This window comes from Bacillus sp. RB3 (assembly GCF_030164735.1).
Taxonomy (GTDB): Bacteria; Bacillota; Bacilli; order Bacillales; family Bacillaceae_G; genus Bacillus_A; species Bacillus_A cereus.
The window spans coordinates 327,474-350,551 of sequence record NZ_JASNGE010000001.1 but is presented as its reverse complement, the minus strand read 5'-3'; the positions used below and the strand labels follow the sequence as shown (position 1 = coordinate 350,551).

The following is a 23,078-nucleotide window of genomic DNA, read 5'->3' as shown; positions in this document are numbered from 1 at the left end:
CTTTCAATTATGAAAGTAGCTTTTCTTTTCCTTTCTCCTTCTTCGGAAAAATCACATATGAAAATGAAATCGCTGTATCAACTAAAAATATAATCGCCCACACTTGACTCACGCGACTTGCAGCTTTATTTAAAACGATTCCCGATTCTAACCAATTACCCCATTGTTCAAATGGAATAAATCCATACGCGAAGAAAAAGAATATGTGCACACCAACGAATAAAACAAGATGTAATACCCAATTTTTTATTTCCTGCTTTGCATAGGCCATACCTGTTAATTCTACCTGTTCTTCAATAATAGGCGCCGGTTCATTACGCCATTTCGCAACTGATTTTTGTACAAATATATCAAGCTTCTTTAAATCCTTTTTCCCGTAGAAAACTGCATATAATAAAATGATTACAGTAATAATCTGAAAGTTAGAGAACTTTCCTGTTTGATAATAGTCCACTACCCCTAAAGTTAAAATAAATACTTCATTTACGAGGAGTACAATCCCCAGAATAAAACTCGCCCTTTTCAAACGGAATCCGTAGCGAAGTAAAAAGAAACCGATAGCTGATAACCAAAATACAATTTCTGCCCCAATTAAAAAATACCAACGATATTCTGCGAGTATACTCATTTATCCTTCTCCCTTTCATCATAAATACGAAAAGCCTCATCCATATATACTAAAAGTTCTTCTTCAATTGGATACATGCTCATTTTCTGTGAATCTTCCTTCGATTTTCTAACTTCCCATAACTTATCTAAAAACGCTTCGTCACCATTAGCCATTTCTAAACATTTCTGCATTAATTTCTTCGTTGCCTCTTGTACTTCATCACTCGTGACTTCTTTACCGTCTTTCATAAAAGTACGTAATTGCTTTAATAAATCTACCCATTCTAAAACATTCGGATCTTCCTCACTCATATTTGGCAAATTCTGAAGCAATTTTTGTTCTTCCTTTGAAAATACTTCATTTTGAAATATTTCACGTATACGAGGAGACTGTTTTGAAAGCTGAATAAGTTCAAACATAACTTTCCAATCAAGTTCTCCCTCTACATCTACCGAATAAACAACTGCTTGTAAAACACGCTCCATTCGATTAAATTTCTTTTGTTCTTCCTGTACAAACCGAAGTTGTTTTTCAAGCGAATTTTTTAAATCCAGCTCACCTTTTACTAACATATTCGCAGCTTCTTTTAATGAAAATCCCATTTCTTTCAAAAATAAAATTTGTTGCAAACGAATAACGTCATTTTCACTATATAACCGATGTCCACCCTCTGTTTTTCCGCTCGGCTTTAATAAATCTATTTGATCATAATAACGTAGTGTACGTACTGTAACCCCTGTTTCTTTCGTCAATTCTTGTATTGAAATCACTACCATCACCTCTTCCCTCTCATTATAAAAGATGACGTTACGTAACTTTCAAGCGTTTTGTAAAAAAAATACAAAAAGCTGTTTATACAAAGTGTATAAACAGCTTTTATGGAAATAACCCCTTTTGTATGGCGCGCCCACAAAATAAAATAAGTGCCCCAACAACAACATTCGTTGCCGTTTTATGATAATGGGCTAATAATAATAAATAATACGATAAACCTACAGTACCAATCATAATACAAATGCTCGGCACTGGATTACGAGAAAAGTTTTGCATTCCCCAAAGAAGCGAAAATATAGCTGTAGCGACACATAACACCGGTAATCCCATCCCAGTTCCCCTTTTTCTATCTATTATTCCTTGTTGCTAACACGCTCGTTGATGCGATACTAATTAATAAATCAAAACCAATCCTTATATATTTAAACGTTTACTCTAATTGAAATCTCTCAAGCTTATCATTTATTTTCTTTCTCCTTACTCCAGCGTAAATATTTCCTCCACCTTCACTCCAAAATACTTGGCGATTTTTAAAGATAACTCTAGACTCGGATTGTAATGATGGTTTTCAATCGCCACTATCGTCTGCCGCGTCACTTGCATCGCCTTTGCCATTTCAACTTGCGTTATATGATTTTGCTTTCTTAACTCTTTTATTTTATTTTTCACACCCATAGGCTCCACCTTCAAAAGTAAAGATATCTTTACTTAAATTATAAATATTTTCCAGTTATAAGTAAAGATATCTTTACAAATTTTAGAAAAATGTTTCATTAAACATCTACTCTAACGAAGTACAAGAGTAATTCAATTTATATCAGCGATTTTTTAAATATATCAGCGCAACTTAAATTATATCGGCGATTTCCCAAATATATCAGCGCAACTTAAATTATATCGGCGATTTCCCAAATATATCGACATCCGTAGCGCTACTATAATCATAAGAAAAAGCTGTCCCCAAATACCTTCGGGAACAGCTTTCTCCTCTACTACATAAATCCTAGCGCATATACAAGAACGTATCCAAGAACCGATAAGCAAACCGAGCCAATCAGCCCCGCCACGAACGCTTTGCTTCCTAACTTACGGAACGTTTTAAACTCTACATTTAAACCAAGTCCTGCCATCGCCATTGCGATTAGCATATAAGCAATGACAACAATGTATCCCGCAACAACTTCTGGAATAATCCCGAGCGAATGCACTGCACTCATCGCTAAAAATCCGAAAATGAACCACGGAATCGGAAGATCACGCCACGATCTTTTTTCCTTGCTTCCTTCACTCTTTCCAAACCATAATCCAATTAAAATTGCTACTGGTACGAGCATTGCAACGCGCGTTAACTTCACGATAACTGCGATGTCTACAGCTGTACTTCCTCCTGGCGCCGCAGCTGCGATAACATGAGCAATTTCATGCAGCGTGGCCCCTGAGAATACACCGTAACCATATGGAGATAGGCAAAGCACTGAATATAACAACGTATAAATAAGCGTAAATATCGTACCTAAAATAGCAATAATTGCAGCCCCAACTGCCGTTTCATCATCTTTTGCTTTCACTTGCGGCGCAATTGCCACGACCGCTGCCGCCCCGCAAATTGCTGTACCACATGCGGTTAAAATCCCAAGTTTCTTTTCTACCTTAAATACTTTCGTTAGTCCATATACAACGAAAATCGTAAATGTAATAACAACCGCTGCGATGACCAATACTTTCGGCCCTGCCTTCGCAATATCAACAAGATTTAATCGCATTCCAAGTAAGATGATTCCAAAGCGCAGCAACTTCTTACTCGCAAAGTTCGTCCCTGCAATCGCATCTTGAGGGACTCCAATTGCCGCACGCCAAACCATCCCAATTAGAATAGCAATTACTAATTGTCCCATAATATTTAAAAATGGAAGCTCTGCTAAATATTTCGCGGCAATTGCGATTAATAGCGTAATCCCAATCCCTTGCGAAAATCCAAAACGCTTCTTCTTTTGTATAACAAGTGTTTGTTCCATTTTGAACCACTCCAATAATCGTATTGGAACATGCATGTTCTTTCTACTTACATTATAAGAGAGTTTCTATAATAAGTTTAATACCAATACCAAATCTCTATCATTAGAAATACTTATGATAAGATAATAGAAAAAGAAAGGAGCCCATTATATGAACGTAGACATTTTAAAAATTTTTGTTACTGTCGTTGAGCAGAAACACTTCTCTCGTGCAGCAGAATTATTAAACCTTTCACAGCCTGGAGTAAGTATGCATATACGCAACTTAGAAAACGAATTTGGCACTACACTTATTCAACGCTCCCCGAAGCACGTCCAAGTTACGGAAGCTGGAAACATATTATATATACATGCAAAGCAAATGCTCTCTCTTTACGAAGATGCGAAACAAGAAATTAATGAACTACATAACGTTGTAACAGGAACACTGCGCATTGGTGCTAGTTTTACAATTGGCGAATACTTACTTCCAAAAATACTGGCTAACTATGCAAATGAAAATCCACACGTCGAAGTTCATACCTTTATCTCAAATACAGAAGACGTTTTGCAAAGCCTTCGCTCTAATCAAATTGATATCGGCCTAGTGGAAGGACAAGTCGTATACGCCGACGTAGATGTTGAAACATTTATGCAAGATGAAATGAAGCTCGTCGTCCCGCCAAATCATCCATTACTCCGCACAAATGAAATAAATGAAAGTACACTCCAAGATCAAGTATGGGTATTAAGAGAAAGTGGTTCTGGTACACGCGCTTATAGTGACCGCTTTATTCATCAACACCATTTAAAAATGAAACGATTCTTTACATTCAGTAGTATCCAAAGCGTAAAGGAAGCTGTTAGTGCCGGGCTTGGCATCGCTATCCTTTCTGATTGGACTGTACGGAAAGAGCTACTAGCAAAAGAACTATTCCACGTCGAAGTTCCAAATGAACAACTCATCCGTCCATTCTCCATCGTGCGCGGCAAATATTTTATTCAGTCTAAAGCTATTCAAGTGTTTTTAAATCATGTAGATTCCTTTGCGAAAAAACAGCATTGACCTTCACATTAGTGTGAAGGTTTACAATACATGTAAAAGGAGTGAAACACATTGCGAATTGGAGAGTTATCAAAAGAAACTGGCATTAGCGAAAGATCTCTAAGACATTATGAAGAAAAGGGGTTACTCCCTTCGAAACGCCTCGCAAATGGTTACCGTGATTTTGATGAAAGTGCCATCGAAAAAGTGGAGCTTATTCAAATGTACTTACAAATTGGCTTAAATTTAGAAGAGACGGCAAGGATGCTGCGCTGCCTTGAAATTGAACCGCACCTGTACGACAATCCGTGCAGCAGTATCCTTACGCTTTATGAAGATAAACTCAATGAAGTAACAAAGCAAATCTCATTGCTTTCCAACATCCAAACGAATTTGCAAAAACACGTTTCACTCCTAAAACATGCAAAAGAAAAGGGATGATTACATGTTTGTTATACATGGCAGTTCAAGACAAAACGGAAATACAGAAGCTTTAACACATATGATGATAGAGGACATTGAAACAGAACAAATTTATTTGCGTGATCATACCGTCTATCCTATTACAGACCAACGTCATGATGCAGAAGGATTCCAACCCGTAAATGATGACTATAAGCAGTTAACCAAACGCATGCTAGAGCACGACACGATTATCTTTGCTACACCATTATATTGGTATGGAATGAGTGGACATATGAAAAATTTTGTTGATCGCTGGTCACAAAGCTTGCGCGATACATCTCTTCATTTCAAAGAAAAAATGAAAGGCAAAAAAATGTATGTTGTCATAGTTGGCGGGGACAACCCAAAGCTAAAAGCATTACCGCTTATTGCTCAATTCCAATATATTTTTGATTTTGTTGGCTCTTCATTTGAAGGTTATGTTATTGGGAATGCGAATGGACTGGATGAAATTAAAAACGATGCTGAGGCGCTGGCAAAAGCACAATTGTATAATGATAAATTCAAAAATAGCGAACAGAAATAAGTTTGACAAACCCTATTGTATGCGCATACAATAAAAGTAATATTATGAAAGGAAGGTACTTTGACCAATGAAGTTCTAATTCTCTTATTTATTTCATCCATCACAAATAGTGAACAAAAATGATGAAAACTAGCAGGGGATTAGTCTGTCCATTTGTCGATACTTTCTTTCGAAACGATCATGTAAAAAATCGTTTATTTATGTACGATTTTTTACATACAAGGGCGACGTTTATCCTCTCTAGTGAAACTAGGGAGGTTTTTTTATGACTATTTTATTCGCAAGTAATATTGAAAAGAGCTTTGGTAATCGCACACTATTTACATTACCATCACTGGAAATTCAAGCACAGGATCGCATAGGAATTGTCGGAGTCAACGGAGCTGGTAAATCTACGTTATTACAAATATTAAGTAAAGAAATAGAAGCTGACAGAGGCATAGTAACTCATCATAGTTCTATCAGCATCATTCCTCAGCTTAGCGAAGAACTACCGGAAACTGCTTCTTCTCTTGCAAAAGGAAAATGGAGTATTTCAAACGTTACCGACACAATGAGCGGCGGTGAACGAATGCGGCTAAAGATCGCCCATGCTCTCGAACAAAATGCAGGCATTTTATTCGCTGATGAACCAACAAGCCACTTAGATATGGTCGGTACAGAGCAATTAGAAAAGGCACTTTCATCTTATAAAGGAGCACTTGTTTTAATATCGCATGATCGTGAATTTCTAGATAATATATGTACCAAAATTATTGAAATTGAAGACGGTACTATTCAAGAGTACAAAGGGAATTATTCAAACTATCGAAAACAAAAAGAACGTGAACGAATACAAAAACAAGCAGAATATGAGCAATATGTACAAGAAAAAAATCGTTTAGAACAGTCCATTCTACAAAGAAAGCAACGTGCTTCTAACATGACAAAAATCCCAACGCGGTTCAGTTCATCTGAATCTAGACTTTATAGGTTAAGTGGGGCTCATGGCCAAGAACAGGTTAGCAAAGCAGCGAAGGCATTAGAGACACGTCTCGAAAAACTAGAAAAGAAGGAAAAGCCAAAGGATCTTTCTCAAGCTCAATTTGACGTGCAATACCATACTCCCATTCATAGTAAGGTGGCAGTACAATTCAATAAAGCAACAAAGAAAATAGGCGACCGCACACTATTTAAAAATATGAATGGAACTATTGCCCCTGGTGCAAAGCTTGCCGTTTTAGGGGCAAATGGAAGCGGCAAAACCACTTTGTTCAACATGCTTCTCACAAACGAGCGTGGCATGCAGCTATCGAAAAGTTGTAAAATTGGATACTTCGAACAAACATTATCTATTTTAAAAACAGATAAAACCATTTTAGAAAATGTTCTAGAAGAAACAAACTATACAGAAGCATTCGTTCGCACAATACTTGCACGACTTCTATTCCGCCGTGAGGATGTTCATAAACCTGTGCACGTTCTAAGCGGGGGTGAACGAATGAAGGTTGCACTCGCAAAAGTATTTTTAGGAAACTATAATATGCTTCTGCTAGATGAACCGACAAACTATTTAGACTTAGCAACGCAAGAAGAATTAGAAACCATGTTACAAGAATATCCTGGCACAATACTTTTCATTAGCCATGACCGTGCCTTTATTCGCTCTGTTGCAGACCATATTCTACAAGTAGATGAGAGTGAACCAAGAATCTTCCACGGTAATTACGAGCAATACACAAAAAGAACCACCGGAGCTTCTGTAAACGTTACTGAGCAAGAATTGTTACGATTACAAACAAAATTAACAGAAGTCATCGGCCGGATTTCCATTCCAAATCATCACGATGACATCACATCTCTCGAACAAGAATACGCAAAATTATTAACTCAAATTCAAAAATGTAAAGAAGCGCTCTAATGTCTTCCCTATATATCGACGGGGCCTTCCACATTTCCCAAGAAATATTGAAACTTCGACATACAAAGTAAAAAGCCGTGCATCAGCACGGCTTTTTACTTTATATGCGGACAGCAGTCCCGCTCACCGCAACCATTAACATACCTTCGCGAACTACTTCGTAATCCACGTCGATACCAACAATTGCATTTGCATTTTTTTGTCTTGCGAAAGTTTTCATCTCTTCCATTGCGATGTCGCGTGCTTCTTTTAATTTACTTTCATAAGCGCCAGCACGACCACCGACAACGTCACGAACAGAAGCGAAAAGGTCACGAACGATATTCGCACCCATAATCGCTTCTCCATTGACGATATCGATATACTCAATAATTTCTTTTCCTTGAATTGTAGACGTTGTTGTTACAATCATACTTTATAGCCTCCCATATGAGATTTTTACCTACTTATGGTGCACTAATTCAGTACAAATTATATTTACGAACTAAACTGAGCTTCGTATAACCTACTGTATCCTCCGCCTTGCTCAATTAATTCATTATGTGAACCTTGTTCTGCAATGCCATCTTTATTTACAACGACGATGCGATCTGCATTTTTAATCGTTGCAAGTCTGTGAGCGATAACTAATGTTGTACGACCAACAGATAGTTCAGCAAGCGATTTTTGAATCGCAAGTTCCGTCTCTGTATCTAGTGCAGAAGTTGCTTCATCCAATATTAAAATTGGCGGGTTTTTCAAGAACATACGAGCAATAGCTAGACGCTGCTTTTGTCCACCTGAAAGTTTCACGCCGCGCTCACCGATAACAGTATCTAAACCGTCCGGCTGTGAGTAAATTAAATCTTCTAATTGCGCACGTTTTACTGCCTGCCAAATTTCAGCTTCTGATGCTTTTAAATTTCCGTAAGCGATATTTTCACGAATTGTTCCTGAGAATAAGAACACGTCTTGCTGCACAATTCCAATTTGCTTACGAAGTGAAGATAATGTCATATCTTTCGTATCAATTCCATCAATTTGAATCGATCCAGATGATTGCTCATAAAAACGTGGTAATAGGCTACATAACGTCGTTTTCCCAGCTCCTGATGGTCCAACGAACGCAACCGTTTCACCTGCATGTATTTTCAAACTAATGTCATTTAAAATCGGTTCTTTGTTTTCATATCCAAACGTAATGTTGTTATATTGAATATCACCGTGTACATGCTTCACTTCCATTGCATCTTTAGAGTCTACAATGTCAGGCTCTGTTTCAAGAAGCTCTACATATCTTTTAAAACCGGCGATTCCTTTCGGATAGCTTTCGATTACTGCGTTAATTTTTTCAATTGGGCGGAAGAAAATATTCGTTAATAGAACGAATCCGATAAATCCACCGTACGTTAATTCTCCTTGCAGAACAAACCATGTACCGCATATTAAGACGAAGAGCGTTACGAGACGCATGAGCATATAACTAATCGACGAATTTAACGCCATAATTTTATACGCCATTAATTTTGTTGTACGGAAACGAGCGTTGTTAACAGCAAATTGCTCTTTCTCAAACTTTTCATTTCCGAATGCTTGTACAACACGAATTCCCCCAACATTGTTCTCAATGCATGCATTAAAATCAGCAACGTCTGAGAATAAACGTCTAAATGTACCTGTCATTTTTTTATTGAAGTAAAGCGCTAACCATAATAGGAATGGAATGACGAAGAACGTTAATAACGCTAACTTCCAGTTGATCATCATCATAAATGAGAATGCCCCAACTAAAGTCATTACGGCGATAAATAAATCTTCTGGTCCATGATGAGCAATTTCCCCAATTTCCATTAAATCGTTTGTAAGGCGGGAAATTAAATGACCTGTTTTATTATTATCAAAAAATCTGAATGATAGCTTTTGAATATGATCAAATAATTTCTGCCTCATATCTGTTTCAATGTTAACACCAAGCATATGTCCCCAATATGTAACGACATATTGTAAGCCTGCATTTAACATATAAACTGCGAGTAAACCGAAACAGGCCCATAAAATAAGCGTCCAGTTTTGCCTTGGCAATAACTTATCAATAAATTGATTTACGATAAGCGGGAAGCCGAGTTCTAATAATCCTGCGACAACCGCACAAGAAAAGTCGAGTATAAATAAACCTTTATACGGTTTATAGTACGAGAAAAATTTACGCAGCATATCTTACCTCCATTTTCCAAAATTAAAAAGACCCCCTAAATGATAACCATTATCAAATAATTATTCAAGTTATCCGTCTATGAAACTGAAAATAAGCTTTGCGATAGTTGTCGTTTTTTGCTGGAAAGTCGATATATTCGAATAATCGCCGATATATTTCGAGTTGCGCTGATATATTTGCAAAATCGCCGATATATTTCAAGTTGCGCTGATATATTCGGATAATCGCCGATATAAATTTCATTTACTAACTACTCTCCCATCCCCAAAAACAAAAAAGGTACCACCACAAGGTGATACCATTCCTTCTATTACATCGCTTCCGAATCCCACTCGTGCTCCTGCTCAACGAATACAATACCTAATTCGTGATGCCCACCAGCATATAATGCAGTTTGTGCAAGACGAAGCTCACCATTTGTATCTAATACTTCTAATTTACAAAATGCTCCTGTCGTCTTCGTTTGAAGCGCATCATAAAATTCCTCGGCGCTTTTTGGAATGACTCCATTTACTTTCGTAATAATTTCTCCAGGCAGTAATTTTAGCTCTGCTCCAATTGTATTTGGAATTGTATCTAGTACAACGAGCCCATCATTGCGTGCAGCAAAGTATGCTGGTCTTGTTTCATCGGCAATTTTCTCTTGCATCGAGATTGTGAAACGCCCAAGCATTGCGACTCCCATCGCGATAATTGCAAGTACGTGCCACCAGTAACTTGCGACTCCTAAAACGAGCACAAGTCCTGCTAATCCATAAACACGTCTTCCTGTAAATAATAAGGCTTCCGTCGGCTCATAACTTTTAATCTTTCTCATAAATCCAATTAAAAATGGAACGAGGAATAGAGAATATGTATTTGAACCGATTGAAACGACAGGCCACCATGAAATAAACTGCGTTACCGCATCACCCGGTACAAGAATAAAAATAGGAACGATCCATAAACGCTTTGATTCGTGTAAACCAATCTTTAATCCACGCTTCCCCTTCCTAATCCTCGGCGTCGAATATCCTACTGCGTTTTTAGAAATCAATAAGCCTTCTACAATAAGCATAACGCCTAGTAAAATAACAAGGGATACAATGGTACTCTCTTCACTTTCTCGAAGCTGTAAAAAGGAAACTGGTAGCTTAGAAGATAATAGAACACATACAATCGCAATGCTAAATGTATAAGCCGCCGATAAATATCGATACATAGCCGTTAATCCAAATAGTAACGTCCAAATTAAAATGGCCCATAAGCTCGCTTTAGAAACAACAAGTCCAAGCCCAATCGTAACAATAGATACTACTAATCCGTATCCAATCCCTGCAAATAGAGAGGTTCGCAGTTCAAACCAAATATCATAAACTTTAAAAGAAAAATCTTTTCGTTCTCTTAACATACGTAAGTATCCAACGAAGATACTACTTATTACAAATATATAGACAGCAGGGTGTAAGAAAAAACGTCCAACTGCCCGCATTATTTCAAAAATCCACGCCTCCATGAACTCATTCACCACCATTTATATCATTCTTTCTTTTTATATTATCATAACTAAACAAACGTTTGTTTAACACAAAAAAATACAGGCAGCAAACTGCCTGTATTTCTTCTTATTTTGCCATTAATTTTAATGCTGACTGTAATTGTAGATCATTTTCTCCAGAACGAATTTTTTCGATAATTTTAGTTTGAATCGCTTCAGCTGTCTTTTTATCAAGCTGTCCTGTCGCTTCCATCTCATTTGCATTTTGGAATGCTTTCAGAGCCGATTCTGTCTCTTTACTAAAGTATCCATCTTCACGACCTGGTACATACCCTAAGCTCTTAAGCATTTCTTGAGCATGTTTTACTTGTACATCATTTGAATTGTATGAAAGTGTTTTTTCAATTTGAATTGGTGTCGCATGATAATAATTTGGTTGCTTCACTTCTACTGTTGGCGCGATTCCTTTTTTATGAATCCAGTTCCCATCCGGTGTTAACCATTTAAACATCGTTAATTTAATGTTGCTGCCGTCTTTAAATGGAACAGCTTGCTGGACAGTACCTTTACCAAATGTCTTTTCACCAATTAAATCGTATCCTTCTCCTTCTTTTAGCGCACCCGCTAAAATCTCTGAAGCAGAAGCACTTCCATTATCAATTAATACTGAAATTGGATATGGTTTTCTCTCTTTCAGTTCCGTAGAGAATTTCTTCTTCTCACCATTTCGCTGCTCTACTTGTAGCATCGGCTTTTTATTCGTCATAATTTCCCCTAGTATATCTTCTACACTATTTAAATAGCCACCAGGATTACCACGTACGTCAATAACTAAGCCTTTTATATTTTTCTTCTCTAACTCTTTTAACTGATCCTTAAATTCTTTCGCTGTATTTTCAGCAAAAGAAGTGATTTGCATATAACCGATATCTTTTCCACTCTCTTGCTTCACAGAACTAAATACTGTAAAGATTGGAATCTTTTCACGCTTAATTTTAAATACGATCGGATCAGTTACTCCCGCACGTTTAATTTCAATTGCGACAGTCGTTCCCTTTTTACCACGAATTTTTAATACTGCTTCTTCACGTGATAAGTCTTTCACACTGTTTCCATCTACAGATAAAATTTGGTCATTCGGTTTAATTCCTATCTTTTCTGCTGGTGAACCTTTAATTGGCGATACGATAATAAGCTTACCGTCCGTCTTGTTCACCTCAGCCCCAATCCCCTCTAATTCGGGATCAAGCGATTCACTAAACTGTTTGGCTGTTTCTTTATCCATATACGTGGAATAAGGGTCCTTCAGCGTAGACAACATACCTTGTATTGCACCTTCAACTAACTTTTCATCTTTCACGTCTTCCACATAACGTGAATCAATTAGTGCATACGCCTCATTAATTTTTGCCAAATTCCCTTGCGCAGTGCTAGCATTCCCACTCGAAATTGTTTGCGTTACTTCTGATGGGTTAACCCCAAATACAGACATGCCTGCAAACATTCCGCCAGCACCAATTAAAAATGCAACAACCATTCCAATAATTGCAACTCTACGTTTCAATGCGGAATTCCCCTTTCCAAAACACACAGGTGGTGTAGCAAAAGGCATCACACAGTGTGTGATGCCTTTACCTATTTCTACTATATGATAAGCTTGTACGAATTATGTTTGCAACTTTTTATACTTTTAAGAAGCGACGAATTGACATTACACTTCCCCACATACCGATTAAAGCACCGATTAACACTAGTAAACCAGCTAATTGGAATACGAACGGACTGTATGGTAGAAGCTCGAAAATTGTTCCGCCAAGTTTTTCATTAAACACACCTTGCAACGAATTATACGTAATTAGAATTAGGCCAATTGGAATAATTGATCCTAATACTCCTAAGAATAATCCCTCTAGCAAGAATGGCCAACGAATAAACCAGTTTGTTGCACCAACAAGTTTCATAATTTCAATTTCTGTACTACGAGCATAAATTGTAATTTTAATTGTATTAGAGATTAAGAACATCGCTGTGAATAAAAGACCAGCAATTAACGCAATCCCAATGTTACGACCAGTTTTTACAGTATCAAATAATCGTTCAACTTGTCCTTTTCCGTACTGAACATTACTAACAAACTGCATTTTTTCAACCTTCTTCGCGATTGTCGCTGTATCGGTTGGTTCTTTTGCTTTTACAACGAATACGTTTTTAAGTGGGTTATCTTGTTCAAATAACTCAAACGTTTTTCCACTATCACCTAAGCTTTTAATTAAACGTTTTAACTCTTCTTCTTTAGAAGAATATTTAATAGAATCTACTTTTGCAATCTTACTCATATCTTCTTCTAATTTCTTTTGATCCGCTTCTTTTGCAGCTGGATCAATGTGTACACGAATCTCTACATCTTGCTCTACTTTCGTCGCAAAATGGTTCATATTCATAATCGCTGTTAAAAAGACACCTACAAGTAATAATGTAACTGTTACTGCACTAACAGAAGCAAATGTCATCCATCCGTTACGTGATAGATTCTTTACACCTTCTCGCAAATGTCGACTAAGGGTCTTAGCCTTCATATCCGTATCCTCCCTCAATCTCATCTCGAACAATTTTTCCGCCTTCAATCGCGATTACACGATGACGGATTGTATTTACGATATCTGCATTATGCGTCGCCATAACGATTGTTGTGCCGCGCTCATTAATGCGAGTAAAAATATTCATAATATCAAGAGCTGTTTCAATATCTAAGTTACCTGTTGGCTCATCGGCAATTACAACCTTTGGTCTATTTACAATTGCTCTTGCAATAGCCACACGTTGTTGCTCCCCGCCCGAAAGCTCACTTGGAAGTGCGTCTGCACGATCTTCAAGGCCTACAAGACCTAACACTTCTGTTACACGCTCACGAATTGCATCCGGTTCTTCTTCAATTACTTCTAAAGCAAACGAAACATTCTCATATACCGTTAATTTAGGTAGCAATTTAAAATCTTGGAAAATTACGCCTAATTGACGACGAAAATACGGAACGTCTCTTTCTGCCAATGTTTCGATAGTAAGTCCATTTACATTAATAGATCCTGTAGATGGTTTCTCTTCACGATACATCATTTTAATAAATGTAGATTTCCCGGCTCCACTCGGTCCAACTACGTATACGAATTCACCTTGTTTAATGTTAACTGTAAGACCAGCAATGGCTTTCATACCATTCGGGTACTCCTTATAAACATTCGTCATTTTTATCATTATTTATCACCCAATACTTAATGATTTTTTTCGAAATACTTTTCTGTACATCTGAAAATAAAAGACATCCTTCATTTTCATTTAGTCATCCTTGTTGAAGGTAGTTTACTTATGCTTTCTCATAAGCAATACCACTCTATGTAATATATTTCAGCAAAATTCTACAAACCCCATTGTAACATCAAACGGTTTCCAATTTGGATACATTTTTGTTACAGTTATGTTACATACCAGAAAAAAGGAAAACGAGCTGACTATATTATCAACTCGCCCATTTCACCTTTTTATTTATGTTCAGCTAACCATTCAGATACTTTTTTCGCATCTTCACCTTGAATAAGTCCTGGTGACATTGAACCACGGCCTTTTTTAATAATCTCTTCGATATCTGCAGCGTCGTACTTACCGCCTACTTTTCTTAAATCAGGTCCAGTTGCCCCTGATAAATCTGTTGCGTGACATCCCGCACAACTTCTTTGGAAAATTTGTTCAGCGCTGTCTGTGCTTGCAGACTGTTTCGAAGACTTACTCTCTTCTTTATTTCCGCATGCTCCTAAAGCAAAAACAACCGATGTCCCTAGCGCAATAGCCAACAATTTCTTTTTCACTTCTATCGCTCCCTATTGTTGATATTCTTTTTATTCCTAACACACTCATTTTCATTATAAGCATTATCTTTATATAGAAAAACTAAGGTGTATTTTATATTCCTCAAAAATACAGTGAGAACCTTGATAAAATAAAGCTTTCATAAGTTGTTTCAATTCTGTGAACAACTTAAAAAACTTCTATAAAGTATCCTTTTTAAAAGGAAAATTAGAAAAGTTCTATATAAATCTTTACCCTATTACCGCTCTATTTTACTATTCTCTACTTTTTACAAAACAATATACAGCATTGTAATCTACATATAATCCCATCAAAAAGAGAAGTTGTCGTTTCCAACTTCTCTTCCTCTTTACTTCATCTATAAAAATAAAATCAAATTCTTTATATCCTCTATTGTCCTCAGCATGCGCCAACAATTTCGTTGGCTTTTTTTCGCTTATTAGATGCGAGAACGTAAGTAAGCATCAATAAATGGATCAATCTCTCCATCCATAACAGCTTGTACGTTACCAACCTCCGTATTTGTACGATGATCTTTTACAAGAGAATACGGGTGGAATACATAAGAACGGATTTGGCTACCCCATCCGATTTCTTTTTGCTCTCCGCGAATTTCATCTAATTCTGCTTGTTGCTCTTCTAGTTTCTTTTGATATAATTTCGCTTTTAACATTTTCATCGCATGCTCACGGTTTTTAATTTGAGAACGCTCCGACTGACATGTTACAACCGTATTTGTCGGTGTATGTGTAATACGAACTGCTGAATCTGTCGTATTTACGTGCTGCCCACCAGCTCCACTTGCTCGGTACGTATCAATTTTTAAATCTTCTGTACGTACTTCGATTTCAACTTCATCATTGAACTCTGGTACAACTTCACAAGATACGAACGATGTATGACGGCGCCCTGAAGAATCGAATGGTGAAATACGTACAAGACGATGTACACCTTTCTCTGCTTTTAAGTAACCGTAAGCGTTATGACCTTTAATTAATAAAGTTACACTCTTAATACCAGCTTCATCACCTGGTAAATAATCAACCGTTTCTACTTTGAATCCGCGTTTTTCAGCCCAGCGTGTGTACATACGTAATAACATAGAACCCCAGTCTTGTGACTCAGTTCCACCTGCACCTGGATGTAATTCTAAAATCGCATTATTTTTATCATAAGGATCACTTAATAGTAACTGAAGCTCATACTCATTCATTTCTTGAATTAAGCCTTTTACTTCTGATTCTAATTCCTCATGTAAATCTTCATCATACTCTTCTTTTAAAAGCTCATGCGTGATTTCTAAATTTTCAAACGTCTCATCTAACTGACGGAACTTTCCAACCATATCTTTTAACGCATTCGCTTCATTAATTACAGCTTGTGCGCCTTGTTGGTCATCCCAAAATCCTGCGCCCATCATTTTTTCTTCTAATTCTGCAATTTGTTTCTCCTTAGTAGGGAGGTCAAAGAGACCCCCTAAAAGCCGCTAATCGCTTAGCCATTTTCTCTAATTCCTGTCTAATTTCTACTAATTCCATTTCCTTCACCTCTATGTAATTGCTGTTACTTTCGTATGAAAACAAGGGAAACTCTCTCCACTTATTACGGAGAGAGTTTAATCCTTCTTAATTATACATTTTTGATATAAAAGTTTGCAAAACAGCCAAAGCTACCGTCCTATATTACTGAACGATACCACAGCAGTTTTTATATTTTTTACCGCTACCACATTTACATAAATCGTTGCGGCCCACTTGGTCACCTTTTACAACTGGCTTTTTCTTTGCTTCTTCGCCATCGCTAGAAGGATGAACAGCTTCACCTTGAACAACTTCTTGACGTTCTAAGTTTTGTTCAATTTCAGCTTTCATAATGTAACGAGAAATTTCCTCTTCAATAGAAGCAACCATTGACTCGAACATCGCGAACCCTTCCATTTGGTACTCACGAAGTGGATCGATTTGACCGTAAGCACGTAAATGAATACCTTCACGAAGGTGATCCATCGCATCAATATGCTCTGTCCATTTCGTATCTACAACGCGGAATACAACAACCTTCTCAAACTCACGCATTTGCTCTTCTGGCATAAGCTTTTCCTTTTCATTGTATCGCTCTATTAATTTCGCGATAATCGGTTCGCTCATTTCCTCAGGAGCAAGGCGACGTAATTCTTCTTCTTTTACATCTCCGTCTTGAAGAAGGTTTGTATTTAAGTAGTCAACAAGACCTTTAATGTTCCAATCTTCTTCAATTTCCTCTTGTGTATGAAGGGCAACAGCACGTTCTACTGTAGATTTCATCATACCTTCAATAATGCCGCGTAAGTTGTCAGACTCCATTACCTCTTGACGCTGTTTGTAAATAACTTCACGTTGTTGACGAAGTACATCATCATATTGCAGTAACTGCTTACGTGCATCATAGTTATTTCCTTCAACACGTTTTTGTGCAGATTCTACCGCACGAGAAACCATTTTACTTTCAATCGGCTGAGAATCATCCATACCAAGGCGGTCCATCATTGCTTTCATATTATCTGAACCAAATCGGCGCATTAATTCATCTTCCATCGATAAGTAGAACTGCGTAACACCAGGGTCCCCTTGACGACCAGCACGACCACGTAACTGATTATCAATACGACGACTTTCGTGACGCTCTGTACCGATAACTGCTAAACCAACGTTTTTCACATCGTCTCCAAGCTTAATATCTGTACCACGACCTGCCATGTTCGTCGCGATTGTTACAGCACCTTTCATACCAGCCTCTGCAATGATATCTGCTTCACGAGCATGGTTTTTCGCATTTAAGATGTTATGACGTACACCTTTACGCGTTAACATTTTTGAAATAAGCTCTGAAGTTTCAATTGCAACTGTACCTACAAGAACAGGTTGCCCTTGTTTATGACGATTTACAATATCCTCAACAACAGCATTGAACTTACCTTCCATTGATTTAAAGATTAAATCGGCACGATCATCACGAATAATCGGTTTGTTTGTCGGAATTACAATAACGTTCATATTGTAAATGTTACGGAATTCCTCTTCCTCTGTTTTCGCTGTACCAGTCATACCAGATAATTTTTCATACATACGGAAGTAGTTCTGGAATGTAATTGTTGCAAGCGTCATGCTTTCATTTTGAATTTCTACACCTTCTTTTGCTTCAATCGCTTGATGTAATCCTTCGCTATAACGACGACCTTTCATAAGACGACCAGTGAATTGGTCTACAATTACGATTTCGCCTTCTTGTACAACATAATCTGTATCACGGTGCATAACAACGTGTGCACGAAGTCCCTGATTAATATGGTGAAGAAGTGCTACATGTTTTAAATCGAATAAGTTTTCAATATGGAAAGCTTTCTCCGCTTTCGTAATACCATCTTCTGTTAGCATTACATTTTTCGTTTTCACATCAAATGAATAATCTTTTTCATTTTCTAACGTACGAACAAATGCATTTGCAAACATGTATAGCTCTGTTGATTTTTGAGCTTGTCCTGAAATAATAAGCGGCGTACGTGCTTCATCGACTAAAATAGAATCGACTTCATCGATAATAGCAAAGTGAAGTGGACGTTGAACGCACTGCTCTTTATATAAAACCATGTTATCACGTAAGTAATCGAATCCAAGCTCATTATTTGTGCTATACGTAATATCAGCAGCATAAGCCTCTTGTTTCTCTTCGCGTGACATACTATTTAAGTTAATTCCTACCGTTAAGCCAAGGAACTCATGAAGTTGTCCCATTTCGCTCGCATCACGTTGTGCTAAATATTCATTGACTGTAACAACATGAACACCTTTTCCTGTTAAAGCATTTAAATATACAGGTAATGTAGATGTTAACGTTTTACCTTCACCCGTTTTCATCTCAGAAATATTCCCTTCATGTAAGGCAATACCACCCATTAACTGTACGCCATATGGACGCATTCCAAGAACACGAGTTGCCGCTTCGCGAACAACTGCAAAAGCTTCAGGTAGTAGATCATCTACTGTTTCACCTTTTGTTAGACGTTCTTTAAATTCAAGCGTCTTTCCTTTTAATTGTTCATCAGTTAGTGGCTTAATAGATGACTCTAATGCATCAATTTGCTCAACTGTCTTTTGCATACGTTTAATTTGGCGTTGATTTACATCAAACACCTTTTTTAAAATACCGATCATAGGAAATACGCTCCTCTTTTTATTAAAATAAAACTTCCGATTGTTTTCTTTTTCTCTATTACAATCAGTCGTTATAAAAATCAAATGTATGTTATGCCAATTTTTCTCCTAATTAAAAAAACTAAAATGTATATACCTAATGATAATTGTAACACTTGTCTCATAACTATGACAACAATCGGCAAGATGTCGGGCCTTATATTCAGAAAAAGTTTTTATTTCATTTGTTACGTTCCTTTTCTCTGTCTCGCTATTTCAATTTCACGTTACAAATTTCGTATTAAATCTAAGTCATATTCTTTCCAGTTTCCTTTTAAAGAATATGACTACCAGAAATTCCTTAATAAAATCTAAATCGACAATTACAAAAAGCCGGAAACTTTGCAGGTGCAGCATCCATAGATACTTACACCTACAAAAAAACTCCGACTTTAAAAGATATTGTTATGTTGCAAGATCTACAAACACCATTAAAATATAGCTGTATCAATCATAAATTTTATTAATTTATCGGTATTTCTAATTCATGATATTTCCCTTTCTTATCCTTTATACAAGAAATGAGTTTCACTTTAGTTGATTCATTTGAAAAGTTTTTATAATTTTTATAAGGGTCATCTCCTATAAAATAATTTGTCCCTATATACCCTCGTACTGTTTTACCAGCAGGTATTACAGGATCAAACTGATATTTTTTAGGTAATTCCATTGAATAAGGGATTAAATTATAAAACTCACCTATTTTAGAATAAAACATTGTATCGGAAATAGACTTATTACTAAGCAAGTTAATATCTCGATTTGTTGTATTTGTAATATCTAAAGGTAAAACATACGTCACTACTTCACGGTCTTCATAGGGATCATAAACTTTTGTAGGATCAAGAGGATTGAGTGCATGAAACGTAACTCCTTGCCCATCTTCAAAAGTTCTATTAGATAAAAACTCACCTTTTACCACTTTATAAGATTCATTATTAAGATTTAATGTTTTAAATCTTAATAAACTAGCAAATATACATAGCAACAGACACAATCCAATACTTATTAAGATATGTTTTCTCGTCACTCTTAATCTACCAACTTTCCATTATTAACATGTACAATACGATCTACCATTTCATTATCTAGAACATGCACATCATGACTGGCTACAACAATAGTCATTCCCTTGGCTTTTTCTACTTTCAAAATATCTAAAACATCTTTTATCCCATCACTATCTAAAGCATTAGTTGGCTCGTCTAATAACAGTAATTTTGGTTGTTCCATTAAAGCTTGCGCTATCCCTAAACGTTGTTTCATACCTAAAGAGTATCTTTTATACTTTCTCTTATCTGTTTTATCAAGTCCAACCCTTTGAATAATATTATAAATCTCCTCATCGGAGATTTTATTGTTAATCGATGATAAAAATTTCAAATTCTGAAAACCAGTATACCCTGGAATAAAACTTGGATATTCAATCAATATTCCCATAGAATCAGGAAATTGCTTTTGTTTTCCAATTATTTCATTATCTATATAAACAACTTCAGAATTCAAGCGCATTAACCCTGATATAGCGCGTAAAATCATCGTTTTACCAGAGCCATTATGCCCCTTCAAAACTAAAAATTCGCCTTTTTTTACTGACAAACTAATATTATCTAACACAATATTTCCTTTTAATCTTTTCGTCATACATTCACATTTAATATAATTGTCCATAAATTATTCACCTATCACATCTAGTTTTTTAAAACAAAAACTACCTAATAAAATCATTACAACAACAATTACTACTCCTATTAAAAGTAAATCATTATATTGAATAGATTGATTATTACCTAAAGTCAATTGAATTGAACTGTGATCAACAAAATACCAACGATTTGGCATAACAAAAGAGCCTAAAAAATAAATACTATGAAAGAAAACAGACAAAAATAGGTACAACAACATTAGTACAAAAACAATAGTTATCGGTATATAAAAAGTTAAAAACTCAAAAATCAAAGCTAATAAAAAGCTTATAATTATTTGAATTAGCATAGTACCTAATATCTTATAAGGAAATTGACTATATAAATTTAAAAAATTATACTCGCCTAAAGAAAGCAAATAGTAAGCGCTAAACCAAATAAAATACATACCAATCCAAATAATAATTATATAAAAAAACAAAGATAATATTTTTGTTAACCACAGGAAATGCTTCTTCTTAACACGAGGAAATAAATAAACACCATTCTGTTGAATATCTGAAAAAGCAAAATTCCATACAAGCAACAAAGGAGTGATTTGAAAGAATATCCAATAAAAAGGGATAGAAAATCGCCCCTCCTTATAAAAATAAGATAAATCCACAAAATCTACTCCATGAAAAAATCGATAAAAGGTAACATCTACTAATACAGATTCTTTACCATTACTAAGAGGCTGATTGTATAAAAAGGCAATTGCAATAATAGCGTAAATTAAGAATAAAAAAACCATTATCTTGATGGAATCTCGAAACCTTACATATAAATCTCTTTTTAACAAATAATATAAGATCATAATGTAAACTAGACCACCTCTGTCTCATCATTCATAGAAATATAACTTTTTTTAGATAAAATCCATACACTTATAAAAAAGATAAAAAAACAGCCAAATAAGCGTATAAATAAACCAGTAGCATCTTCAAAGACATTTATATAAAAAGCATTTGTAAATAAAAATCCATGTAATATAAATCTATCTAATAAAACAGCAGTAATCATACATATTATTACAAGTAAACTAGATAAAAATAATTGCAATAAAGCACTTATCATACATATAAAAACACTCGCAAATAATTGAATGCAAAATAATAATGGATAATTTACATCAACACTAGTTACAGCCATCATAGTTGACATCAAAAACAACTGTAAAATCATACTCCCAGCAAAAAAGTAAACAAAAACGAATAATTTTAAATAATATATAGAAACTAATTTCAATGCATTATTCACTCTGTAAACAACATAAATACTAAAAAAGTTCGACATAGAATATACAGAAAAAACAATTGTTAAAGGAATAAATATAGTCGACAAATTATACAACGACATAACCTTATACAAAGCTTCCAATTCGTTCATTTTCTCTTTTACAATTCCGGGTTCAAAATAATTGAACAAGCAACCAATGATACTAACATTAAGTACAAAAAGAATACTTAACCAAACATATTTCATCCTTATAGTTTCTTTCATAACATTATAAAAGAACATGCTTCCTACTCCCCCGTAAATAAAGAACTACAGAACAAAACCAAATACATAACAGTACACTAAGAAAAATTTGTAATTCAAAAAAGCCAAAATCTTTAATTAAATAATCTTTAGGATTGAGAATCCCTTTTCCAATACCAAGCCAAAAAATATGTAAAATAAATGGAACTAAATAAATAAAATAAACTCGTTTTATAAAAAACGAAACTGATAAAGCTAAACTCGAAAAAACCGCACCGTATAAACCATTTAAAAATACATACATTAGAAAATATAAAGTAGGGTACTTATAATAAACTATATGAAATTGAGCTGTTGGCGAAACAGTAGAAGCCATATAATTTAATATTGGATGCGGAGCAACTGTTGGATAAGTCATCACATATAAATAAAAATTAAATAGTAAAGGGACACTTATAATAAAAAAAGATACAATAAAATTAATAAAATAAAGCAGCTTAAAATAATAACATGTTCCCATCTTAGAAATAACAGGATAAATAAATCCATAATTTTTATCAATTCTATAAATCCCTGCTACAGCCATTGCGGAAAGCATAGGAAATATAAGTAAATAAAACTCACTATAAAACGATAATCTATTAAAATATAAAATATTAGATAAATATGGGGATACCTTTATAATCCCAGCATCGTTAAATCCTTTAGTTGTCACAAACATAGCAATATATTGAGCAATAACAATTACTAACATAATAAATAAAGACAACCAAAACATCCTACCTTTTAAAATCCTTCCTAAAAAGTAACTCATCTATAGCTCCTCCATAAACCAT

General features: G+C 35.5%; 23 protein-coding genes and 1 pseudogene. 5 read left to right on the top strand and 19 right to left on the bottom strand.

Annotated elements, in window-relative coordinates:
- Positions 1 to 7: 7 nt before the first annotated feature.
- From QO049_RS01650 to QO049_RS01630, 5 genes are all read right to left on the bottom strand, one after another.
- Entirely contained in the window at positions 8 to 628 is a 621-nt protein-coding gene (locus QO049_RS01650) for a hypothetical protein (protein ID WP_246961591.1), read from the bottom strand.
- Positions 625 to 1,386: a MerR family transcriptional regulator gene (locus tag QO049_RS01645; RefSeq protein ID WP_142288619.1), complete on the bottom strand. Its 762-nt coding sequence runs from the start codon at positions 1,384 to 1,386 to the stop codon at positions 625 to 627. The genes QO049_RS01650 and QO049_RS01645 overlap by 4 nt, the downstream gene beginning before the upstream one ends.
- Positions 1,387 to 1,486: 100 nt before the next feature.
- Positions 1,487 to 1,714 (bottom strand): hypothetical protein, encoded by a 228-nt coding sequence (locus QO049_RS01640; RefSeq protein WP_246961593.1) that lies wholly within the window; start codon positions 1,712 to 1,714, stop codon positions 1,487 to 1,489.
- A gap of 147 nt (positions 1,715 to 1,861) precedes the next feature.
- Entirely contained in the window at positions 1,862 to 2,059 is a 198-nt protein-coding gene (locus tag QO049_RS01635) for a helix-turn-helix transcriptional regulator (protein ID WP_000538364.1), read from the bottom strand.
- A 317-nt stretch (positions 2,060 to 2,376) separates the two neighbouring features.
- Positions 2,377 to 3,399, bottom strand: a complete 1,023-nt coding sequence (locus QO049_RS01630; protein WP_246961595.1) for a YeiH family protein — start codon at positions 3,397 to 3,399, stop codon at positions 2,377 to 2,379.
- Positions 3,400 to 3,550: 151 nt separating this feature from the next.
- On the opposite strand from QO049_RS01630, the gene QO049_RS01625 reads away from it, so the two are divergent.
- From QO049_RS01625 to abc-f, 4 genes are all read left to right on the top strand, one after another.
- Positions 3,551 to 4,444: a LysR family transcriptional regulator gene (locus QO049_RS01625; protein WP_284489103.1), complete on the top strand. Its 894-nt coding sequence runs from the start codon at positions 3,551 to 3,553 to the stop codon at positions 4,442 to 4,444.
- Positions 4,445 to 4,495: 51 nt separating this feature from the next.
- On the top strand, positions 4,496 to 4,864 hold the full coding sequence (locus QO049_RS01620) for a MerR family transcriptional regulator (protein WP_001219181.1): 369 nt from the start codon (positions 4,496 to 4,498) through the stop codon (positions 4,862 to 4,864).
- Between the two features lie 4 nt (positions 4,865 to 4,868).
- Positions 4,869 to 5,414 (top strand): flavodoxin family protein, encoded by a 546-nt coding sequence (locus tag QO049_RS01615; RefSeq protein WP_246961597.1) that lies wholly within the window; start codon positions 4,869 to 4,871, stop codon positions 5,412 to 5,414.
- A gap of 265 nt (positions 5,415 to 5,679) precedes the next feature.
- Positions 5,680 to 7,314, top strand: a complete 1,635-nt coding sequence (gene abc-f / locus QO049_RS01610; RefSeq protein WP_246961599.1) for a ribosomal protection-like ABC-F family protein — start codon at positions 5,680 to 5,682, stop codon at positions 7,312 to 7,314.
- 100 nt (positions 7,315 to 7,414) lie between these two features.
- On the opposite strand, the gene QO049_RS01605 is transcribed toward abc-f, so the two are convergent.
- The 9 genes from QO049_RS01605 to secA form a co-directional block, all read right to left on the bottom strand.
- Positions 7,415 to 7,726, bottom strand: coding sequence for a heavy metal-binding domain-containing protein (locus QO049_RS01605; protein ID WP_000637523.1), 312 nt, complete (start codon positions 7,724 to 7,726; stop codon positions 7,415 to 7,417).
- A 65-nt stretch (positions 7,727 to 7,791) separates the two neighbouring features.
- Positions 7,792 to 9,507, bottom strand: coding sequence for an ABC transporter ATP-binding protein (locus tag QO049_RS01600; RefSeq protein ID WP_246961601.1), 1,716 nt, complete (start codon positions 9,505 to 9,507; stop codon positions 7,792 to 7,794).
- 311 nt (positions 9,508 to 9,818) lie between these two features.
- Positions 9,819 to 11,003, bottom strand: a complete 1,185-nt coding sequence (locus QO049_RS01595; protein ID WP_246961603.1) for a PDZ domain-containing protein — start codon at positions 11,001 to 11,003, stop codon at positions 9,819 to 9,821.
- Positions 11,004 to 11,112: 109 nt separating this feature from the next.
- Complete coding sequence (locus QO049_RS01590; protein WP_000830313.1) at positions 11,113 to 12,549, bottom strand: S41 family peptidase; 1,437 nt, start codon at positions 12,547 to 12,549, stop codon at positions 11,113 to 11,115.
- A 118-nt stretch (positions 12,550 to 12,667) separates the two neighbouring features.
- Positions 12,668 to 13,561 (bottom strand): permease-like cell division protein FtsX, encoded by an 894-nt coding sequence (ftsX, locus tag QO049_RS01585; protein WP_000645027.1) that lies wholly within the window; start codon positions 13,559 to 13,561, stop codon positions 12,668 to 12,670.
- A complete protein-coding gene (gene ftsE / locus QO049_RS01580; RefSeq protein ID WP_000594321.1) occupies positions 13,551 to 14,237 on the bottom strand; it encodes a cell division ATP-binding protein FtsE in 687 nt (228 codons plus the stop codon). The genes ftsX and ftsE overlap by 11 nt, the downstream gene beginning before the upstream one ends.
- A 284-nt stretch (positions 14,238 to 14,521) precedes the next feature.
- Positions 14,522 to 14,845 carry a cytochrome c551 gene (gene cccB / locus QO049_RS01575; protein ID WP_000727971.1) on the bottom strand — a complete coding sequence of 108 codons (324 nt, stop codon included), beginning with the start codon at positions 14,843 to 14,845 and terminating at the stop codon, positions 14,522 to 14,524.
- 440 nt (positions 14,846 to 15,285) lie between these two features.
- Positions 15,286 to 16,384, bottom strand: a protein-coding gene (gene prfB, locus QO049_RS01570) for a peptide chain release factor 2 (protein ID WP_096001716.1) whose coding sequence is annotated in 2 segments (ribosomal slippage) — positions 15,286 to 16,311 and positions 16,313 to 16,384 — 1,098 coding nt in all. Because the reading frame shifts where the segments join, the coding sequence is not laid out codon by codon here.
- Positions 16,385 to 16,528: 144 nt separating this feature from the next.
- Positions 16,529 to 19,036 carry a preprotein translocase subunit SecA gene (gene secA, locus QO049_RS01565; protein ID WP_000579388.1) on the bottom strand — a complete coding sequence of 836 codons (2,508 nt, stop codon included), beginning with the start codon at positions 19,034 to 19,036 and terminating at the stop codon, positions 16,529 to 16,531.
- A 356-nt stretch (positions 19,037 to 19,392) separates the two neighbouring features.
- Here secA and QO049_RS30885 point away from each other — a divergent pair.
- Positions 19,393 to 19,542, top strand: a pseudogene (locus tag QO049_RS30885) (tyrosine-type recombinase/integrase); the annotation flags it as partial.
- Here the strand turns inward: QO049_RS30885 and QO049_RS01560 are convergent.
- From QO049_RS01560 to QO049_RS01540, 5 genes are all read right to left on the bottom strand, one after another.
- The gene (locus tag QO049_RS01560; RefSeq protein WP_284489113.1) at positions 19,539 to 20,066 is read right to left on the bottom strand and encodes a hypothetical protein; all 528 of its coding nucleotides are present in this window, start codon (positions 20,064 to 20,066) and stop codon (positions 19,539 to 19,541) included. The pseudogene QO049_RS30885 and the gene QO049_RS01560 overlap by 4 nt on opposite strands.
- A gap of 41 nt (positions 20,067 to 20,107) precedes the next feature.
- Positions 20,108 to 20,746, bottom strand: coding sequence for an ATP-binding cassette domain-containing protein (locus QO049_RS01555; RefSeq protein ID WP_284489102.1), 639 nt, complete (start codon positions 20,744 to 20,746; stop codon positions 20,108 to 20,110).
- Positions 20,747 to 20,749: 3 nt separating this feature from the next.
- Complete coding sequence (locus QO049_RS01550) at positions 20,750 to 21,514, bottom strand: hypothetical protein (RefSeq protein WP_284489112.1); 765 nt, start codon at positions 21,512 to 21,514, stop codon at positions 20,750 to 20,752.
- 71 nt (positions 21,515 to 21,585) lie between these two features.
- Positions 21,586 to 22,281 (bottom strand): hypothetical protein, encoded by a 696-nt coding sequence (locus tag QO049_RS01545; RefSeq protein ID WP_284489101.1) that lies wholly within the window; start codon positions 22,279 to 22,281, stop codon positions 21,586 to 21,588.
- A complete protein-coding gene (locus QO049_RS01540; RefSeq protein ID WP_000120044.1) occupies positions 22,268 to 23,056 on the bottom strand; it encodes a hypothetical protein in 789 nt (262 codons plus the stop codon). Before QO049_RS01540 ends, QO049_RS01545 begins: the two co-directional genes overlap by 14 nt.
- Positions 23,057 to 23,078 lie beyond the last annotated feature (22 nt).